Here is a 7,778-nt window from a genome sequence, read left to right on the forward strand (position 1 = left end):
CGTTCGAGGGGCATTTTGGGGACAGGGTCATCAGACTTTTCGACTCTTGACCTTCCTACTCTCGATCCTCCTCGACTCGTAACCCGTGACGGAGAGAGGCTTGCGACTGGCCACGCCGCGTTGCCCTCACTTCTTGATATCCGCCGTCCAGTTCAACGCGACGGTGATCGGGGAGCGGTCGGTGCCGCCGGTGACCTGGTTGACGAGGAAGCGCTTCCCGTCGCGCGAGACCTGGAACCCGGTTCGCGAGAGGGTCACGCCCCAGGCCGGAACGCGCACGCCGAAGAGCTTCAGCGGCGCGCCGAAGGAAAGTCCCGACGGCTTGTGCTCGACCGGAACCGCCATGATCTCCTGCTGCGAGGAGAGGTAGTAGAGCTCGGTCCCGTCCGCCTTCCACGTCGACTGATCGCCTCCGGCCGTGGAGACCTGCCATTTCTCGTCTCCCGCGGGAAAAGGACGGACGTAAATCTCTGCGCGACCCGACTCGCTCGACGTGTAGCTGATGAATCGCCCGTCGGGCGAGAACTGGCCATGCGCCTCGTCGAACGGGGTCGCGAGGTAGGTCGCAGGCTTGCCTCCTCCCGAGAGCGGCAGGAGCAGCATGTCGATGCTTCCCTTCTGGGTCTGCTGCTCGTAGAGCAGGACCTTGCCGTCGGGCGAGACGTCGTCGGGGTAGAGAGCGCCTCCGTCGGAGTGGAGCACAACGCGCTTGTCTCCCGTCCCCGCCGAGTTGATCTGGACGAGGTCGTTCTGCAGGCCCACGACGCTGCCGCTCGAATAGACGACGCTCCGGCCGTCGGGCAGCCAGATGGCGGTGCTTTCGCTCCCGGGATCGTAGGTGAGGCGGCTCTCGATTCCGCGCTCGAGCTCCAGCCGCCAGAGGTCGTTCGTCCCCAAAGCGGGATCGTTTCTCTCGAAGACGACGTATCTCTGGTCCGATGAAAGCGCCGGCTCGTCCTGCTCCGCCGCCGATCCGGCGACGGAAAGCTTCTTGCCCTCCCGGTCGAGCCAGAAAAACTGCGAAACGCTCGAGACCCCGCTCCGGACCGCCAGGACTCCGTTGCCGGAAACGGAGAATCGGGCGTATCCCGTGGGCTGCGTGTCGCCGAGGGCTTCCATGTCGGCGACGACCGGAAACGGCGCGCCGAGCGTCTCGAGCGTCTTCGCATCGAAACGCTCCGCGACGAGGGCCTTCTGGCGAATGTAGAGCAGGAAGCCGGGAGGGGAATACGCGACCGTCGACGCCGCCTCGGCGACGAACCGTCTGTTCTTCGAGCCGAGCTCTCCCGCGTAGATTCCGGGCTTCCCCGAAGCCGCGCCCCGAACGAGGTAGAGGTAATGGCGGCCGTCGGGAAGGAAGTACGGCCAGCGGTGGCTCCCTTCCTGCGAGTGCGGATCGAGGGTCGTCTCGGGAGCGACGGCTCCGCCGTCGGCGGAAACGCGCAGGATCCCGGTCCCCGTGTCGGGCGCGAACAGGATCACGCCGTCCCGGTTCCACGTGCCTCCCCGGCCGTTGGCCGCGGGGGCGAGCGTTTGAACGGATCCCGTCGCCAGGTCGTATCGCTTGAGCGACCCGCCGACGAAGAAACCGAGGCGAGACCCGTCGGGCGACCAGAACGGGAACGCGGCTCCGTCGGTTCCCGGGAGCTCCTTGACCTCGGGGGAAGAGAGGCGGCGCAAGTAGAGCTTCTGCCCGCCGACGGCCGAGCCCTCGAAGACGAGCTGGCTTCCGTCGGGCGAGATCGCGAGGCCGTATCCGAATCGAACGTCGGGCGGCGGAGAAACTTCGAAGCGAACCGTGGGAGCCGGCTCTTCGTGCCGGCGAAGCTGCATTGCCGCAAGAACGGCGAGTCCCGCAATCGCCGCGGCGGCAATCCCCCAGGCGAGCTTCTCGCGGTTCTTCCTCCGCGACACGACGACGGCGGGCGCCCCGGCCTGCGATCCCGCCTGGCCGATCCAGCGAAGCTCCGACATGACGTCGCGCGCGGATTGCCACCGCTCCTCGGGGTCCTTCGCGAGGCAGGTCTTGACCAGCCGGTCGAGCGCGGGCGGCGCCATCGGGGCGAGCTCCGATATCGGCTTGGGATCGTCGCGAAGGATCGCCGAGACGAGGGAGGCCTGGCTCGCGCCGGTAAAGGCCTTCTTTCCCGTGGCCATCTCGTACAGCACGCATCCGAGCGCGAAGATGTCGGTGCGGGCATCGGCTTCCTTCCCTTCGAGCTGCTCGGGCGCCATGTACTGGAAGGTGCCCATGACCGTGCCCTTCTGGGTCAGGGGACGCGAGGCGCCCATCTCGGTGGGAAGGGAAGACCCGCCTTCGCCCGAGGCTTCGGCGCGGTTTGGGAGAAGCACCTTCGCGAGGCCGAAGTCGAGGAGCTTCACCCCAGACTTCGTCAGCATGACGTTGCCGGGCTTCAAGTCCCGGTGGATGATGCCGGCGCGGTGCGCGCGGTCGAGCGCGTCGGCGATCTCCATGCCGAAGCGGACCACCTGGTCCGTCGGAAGCGGGCCCTTCTCCACGCGGTCGGCGAGGGTCTGGCCGTCCAAGAGCTCCATGACGAGGTACTCGACGCCTTCGGCGTTCCCCACGTCGTGGAGCGTGCAGATGTGCGGGTGGGTAAGCTGCGAGATCGCCCGCGCCTCGCGCTCGAACCGGGCCTTCAGATCCGGATCGTCGGTCAGGTGCGAAGGCAGCACCTTGATCGCGACATCGCGTCCGAGCCGGGCGTCCTTTGCCTTGTAGACCTCTCCCATGCCGCCCGCCCCGATGGGCGAGAGGATCTCGTAGGGGCCGAGCTTCCTACCGGGGTCGAGCGTCATGGGATGGAAAGGATCATAGCGCGGCCGGGGATGCGGTCTTTCCGCAGGCGACGAGCCGGTTGCGCAGCCGGGACAGCCGCTTTTTCCTCGGGTTGACGGTGCGGGAAGGAAGCGGCACCGCCGGCTCACCTCTGCGGCGAAGCCTTCTCCATCATCCAGACGTCCGACCGCGACAGGTTCGTTCCTACGTAGAGCGACCGGTGGTCGGGAGAGATGTCGATTTCCGCGCCGAACGAGAGCTCGGCCGGGAAGCGGTAGAGAAGCTTCCGCTTTTTCGTCGTGCGGTCGTAGAGGACGAGGGAGGCGGTTCCGGATGCGGAGGAGCCCGGCTCTTCGAGCGTCGTGGAATCCGGGTCGCCGTAGATCAGGCGGTCGTCGGACAGCCAGGCCGCTCCGTATGCCTTCGGGCCGATCGACTCGACGGCGCCGGTGTCGGGGTCGTAGATGGCGGTTCCTTTCCTTCCCGCCGTCAGGAGAAAGCGCCCGCTGGGGGACCAGCTCGCGGGGAATGCGTAAGAAGACGCCGGAGGGACGGGCCGGTGGAGGGCTTCCGGAGAATACGTCCCGTCCGCCTTGCGGCGAAGGATCGCGAATCCCAGGGAGTCGGAGGTCTCGAGCATCGTCGCGACCCGTTCCCCATCGGCCGTCGGAACGCACGCGAGGAGCTGCCCGACCGATGCCGGCGTCAACACTTTCGGGCGGCTTCCGTCGATGCCGATCTCCCAGAGCTGGTAAGGGCCGCCCCGGGTCGAATAGAAGAGGATCCGCTTCCCGTCGATCCACCGGGGCTGGCGGTTCTTGAACTCGTCGTCGGTGACCTGCGAGACGTCGTGCCCGCTCGTGTCGCAGGTATAGAGGTTCTCCTGCGTCAGCCCGGCCTGGAAGATCAGCCTTTTCCCGTCCGGCGAGGCGGCGAGATAGCTCGTGACGGGCAGGCCGGACAGGATCGTGGCCGGAGCGCCCGTGATCTCGAGTCGGGCGGGATCGAATGCGAACCGCTGCACTCCGTAGTTCGACGAATCGACCTCGAAAGCGATTCGGCTGCCGTCGCGGGAGGGGGAGAACGGTCCGGCGGCGCCCGCCGCAACGGCGACGCGTTCCGGCTTCGAGGTGGCCCGCCCGGTCGCTTCGTCGATTCCGATCCGATAGAGATCCGTCGTTCCGCCGCGATCGCTGCCGAAGTACAGCGATCGGCCGTCCGGCGCCCACTCGGGGGCCCAGTCGAGCGGCTTGTCGCTCGTCAGGTGCACGGGGACGGCCTTTTCGGCGGAGGCGTCGATCGTGAAGATGTCCCGCTGCGAGCCGGTGCCGAGCAACCCGAAGACGGCGATCCGGCGGCCGTGCGGCGACCAGGCGGGCCGCTGGAAGACCGCCTCGGATGCCTCTCCGTGCACCAGGATGCGCTTCTTCCCCGACGGGACGTCGACGGCGACCAGGTCCGCCGCGCCTCCGAGGTGGTAGGGATCCTGCCCGTCCGTCGTCGTGTAGGCGACCGTCGATCCGTCCGGCGACCAGGCCGGCGAGAAGCCCTCGTCGGCGACGGGTCGAACGGACTCTCCGGTCGCTCCCATGACGAAGATCCCGCCGCCGCTTCGCTCGGAACGGAACGCGATGCGCTCGCCGTCGGGTGAGAAGGCCGGTTCGTCGTTGTCGAAGCCGCTGCCCTTCGTGAGGTCGATCGCGTTCTGTCCGCCGACGCGCTGCAGGAAGACGTCGAGATTCCGGCCTTCCCGCCGCACGAAGACGAACTGGCTGCCGTCGGGCGACATCGAGGGAAGGCCCGCGTTGGCGCCGAACGTGAGCCGCTGGAACCGCCATCCGTCCGACGCCCCGGCCGACGGCGCGAGACGCCGGCCCCCGAGAAACGCGGCCGCCGCGACCACGAGAACGGCCGCGGGCCAGAGGAGCCGCTTCCACGCCGGGGCTGCCGCGGCGGCCTGCGGCGGCCGGTTCGCCGAGGCCGAGCTCGACGAGAGGCCGCTCGCTTCCGAAATCGCAAACGAGAGATCGCGGGCGGACTGGAACCGCTGCTCGGGCTTCTTCTCGAGACAGCGCCGGACGATGTGATCGAGCGCGGCGGAGATGCGCCCGCCCGATTCGACGATCTCCTCCGGCTCCTCGCGCAGGATCGCGGTCATCGATTCCGCCGCCGTCTCGCGCCCGAACGCGCGTCGTCCGGTCAGCATCTCGTAGAGGACGGCGCCCAGAGAGAAGATGTCGCTTCGCGGATCGGCGGTGTGTCCCCGCACCTGTTCCGGCGACATGTAGCCGACGGTGCCGAGGACGGCGCCCGGCTCGGTCGAGACGGCGGCGGTCGGCGAATTCGTGTCGCTCGTGTCGGAGAACGGCACGAGGCGGGCGAGGCCGAAGTCGAGGATCTTCACGCGGCCGTCGCGCGTGACGAAAAGGTTCTCGGGCTTCAAGTCCCGATGGACGATGCCCTTGTCGTGCGCGGCGGCGAGTCCGTCGGCGATCTGCCGCGCGTAGTCGGCGGCCCGGCGCGGCGCGAGACGCCCTTCCTGGATCTCGTCGCGGAGCGTTTCCCCCTCGAGGAGCTCCGTGACGGCGAAGGCGACGCCGCCTTCGCGGCCCGTGTCGAAGAGCGCCAGGATGTTCGGATGCGAGAGGCCGGCGACCGAGCGGGCCTCGCGGTCGAACCGCGCCATGGCTTCCGCGTCGTCGGCGAATCGCTCGGGAAGGACCTTGATCGCGACGTCCCGCCCGAGCCGCGCGTCCTTCGCCTTGTAGACCTCGCCCATGCCCCCGGCGCCCAGAGGGGCAAGGATTTCGTAGGGGCCGAGTCGCGTTCCGGCCGCCAACGTCATGGAACTTGTCCTCCATAGCTCCGAACGAGCGACGGCGGATAGGGCCCGAGCTTGGTTCCGGCAGCGAGTGTCATCGAGTGGTGCGGATCATAACGCGCGGTGGGAGGGCGAAGCGGCGAGCCGCTGTCATCCGGGACGGCCTATGCACCGTCATTCCGAACGGCCTGCCGCGCCCTGGCTCGAAGAGCGGCGGCGGGAAATCGAGGAATCGCGGTCGCGGCTCAGGACTGAGGTCCGCTCGATCGAGATCCGGGAGCGAGCGCGCGCTTCGCCGCCTCATCGCGCTCGAAGCAACAGGCGGACGATTTCTGGTCTCCGGAAAAGACGATGGGCCCGATCGTCGTGACCCCGGCGCGGTCTCGACGTGGGAGTCGCCCTTGAACGCGCGCTTTCCGGCGAGCATCTCGTAGAGGATCGCGCCGAACGAGAAGATGTCCCTGCGATGGTCGAGCGGCCCGCCGCGGCCCAGGGGCGAGAGGATCGCGGACGTGGCGCTGGGGCTCGACGAACCGAACGCCCGCGAAGCGCCGCCGCCACCCTGATCGCCGGCCGGACGCCGTTTCCGGAGGTTCGGTCGCTATCTACCTGGGCTTTTCGAGCACGAGGATTCCGTCGACGGCGTCGAGCGTGACGACGAAATCCTTGAGCACCGCATTGCCGATGTTCGCGTCCCACGGTTTGCCGTCATGGCCAGTTCCCGGAGACCAGAAGACCGCCGCGGGACCAGCGACGTGGATCGTCCCGAGATCGAGGCTCTCGAGCTTCCCTTCGCGGATGGCGTAGCTTCCGCGGAAGCCCGTCGATTCCGAAGTCTTCCCGGCGGTCGCCTGAGCATGGAGGCCGAGCGCCCGGACCGCCTCGGGCGTGAGCTTGACCGAGCCGTTCGAGCCGGTGTCGAGGATCGCCCGGACCGGCTTCCCATCGATACGGACCCCTTCGAGCATCACGTCATCGTCGTAGCGGAACCGGAGCACGGCGCGATCCGGCGACGCCGGCGAAGCATTCGGCGCGTTCGCGGGGAAGCGGAGAACCCGGCCCGGGAAATCGACCTGGACGATGCGCCGGTCGAGGAAGCTCTTGCCGAGAATGATCCGGACCGGCTTCCCGAGCGCGTTGCCGATCGTCGTCACCGACGCGCCCGCGAGCGCCTCGACGTTCTTCGCCACGACCGACCCCAGCGCGACGTCCGGGAGCATGGTCTCGGACGCCTGGGCGCTCTCTGTGCCGGCTCCGTCGATCTCGCCGCTTTCGCCGAGTTTCAGCCCGAGCTCCTTCGCGAGCGCCGGGTCGATCGCCGACGGGTCCGTGCCGGTGTCGATCATCGCAAGATACGGCCCTCGCCCGGCGACCCGGACCGGAACGAGGATGACGTTCCGGTCGAGCTCGAACGGAACCGCGTCGCCGTTCCCTGCGGCCGCCGCCGATGCGGCGATCGTCGCCATGAGTGTCGCCATCAGCACGCGCATGTCCATCTGGCCTCCCCGGGTCCCATGAGTCGGAGTCCGGCGAAAGTTCCCATGGAGGACGATCTTCCTTCCGGCTCTCGCAGCGACTTCGGCGCCCTCAGGTTGACATCCTACCCGAGCGGCGCGATACTCGGGTCGAATGGTAACCCATCGCGGCGATGAGCGCCGCGCGATCCGTCGAAGCGGCGAAGGACTCGGGAAGGAACCCCGCGACCGGCTCGAGCTTCTCCAGGGGACGCTGGACGTATTGATCCTGCGCACGCTGATCTTCGGACCGCAGCACGGGCAGGGGATCGCGCGCGCCATCCAGACGACGTCCGACGAAGAGCTCCTGGTCGAGCACGGCGCTCTCTATCCGGCGCTCCAGCGGCTGGAAGAACGCCGCTGGATCTCGGCGAAATGGGGCGTTTCCGCCAACAACCGCAAGGCGCGCTTCTACGGGCTGACGGCGGCCGGCCGAAAGCAGCTCGTGAAGGAAACGAGCAAGTGGCGGCGGCTCGTGTCGGCGATCGGAAGGGTTCTGGGACCGGAGGAAACGTAGCATGTTCCGGCGCCGCTTGGACACGGACTCGCCTGCATCGCGGACCGACGCCGACTTTGCCGCCGAGATCGAAGCCCACATCGCTCTCGAGGCGGAGCGCCTGCGGGAAGAGGGACTGAGCGAAGA

4 protein-coding genes are annotated in these 7,778 nt (G+C 68.1%); 1 reads left to right on the plus strand and 3 read right to left on the minus strand.

The features are described from left to right. Nucleotides 1-126: 126 nt before the first annotated feature. From VKH46_12610 to VKH46_12620, 3 genes are all read right to left on the minus strand, one after another. Nucleotides 127-2,820, minus strand: coding sequence for a protein kinase (locus VKH46_12610; GenBank protein HKB71680.1), 2,694 nt, complete (start codon nt 2,818-2,820; stop codon nt 127-129). Nucleotides 2,821-2,945: 125 nt separating this feature from the next. Further along, entirely contained in the window at nt 2,946-5,645 is a 2,700-nt protein-coding gene (locus tag VKH46_12615) for a protein kinase (GenBank protein HKB71681.1), read from the minus strand. A 581-nt stretch (nt 5,646-6,226) separates the two neighbouring features. After that, entirely contained in the window at nt 6,227-7,117 is an 891-nt protein-coding gene (locus tag VKH46_12620; GenBank protein HKB71682.1) for a retroviral-like aspartic protease family protein, read from the minus strand. A gap of 133 nt (nt 7,118-7,250) precedes the next feature. On the opposite strand from VKH46_12620, the gene VKH46_12625 reads away from it, so the two are divergent. Then, nucleotides 7,251-7,652, plus strand: a complete 402-nt coding sequence (locus VKH46_12625) for a PadR family transcriptional regulator (protein HKB71683.1) — start codon at nt 7,251-7,253, stop codon at nt 7,650-7,652. Nucleotides 7,653-7,778 lie beyond the last annotated feature (126 nt).

It is taken from the genome of Thermoanaerobaculia bacterium, assembly GCA_035260525.1.
Classification (GTDB): domain Bacteria; phylum Acidobacteriota; class Thermoanaerobaculia; order UBA5066; family DATFVB01; genus DATFVB01.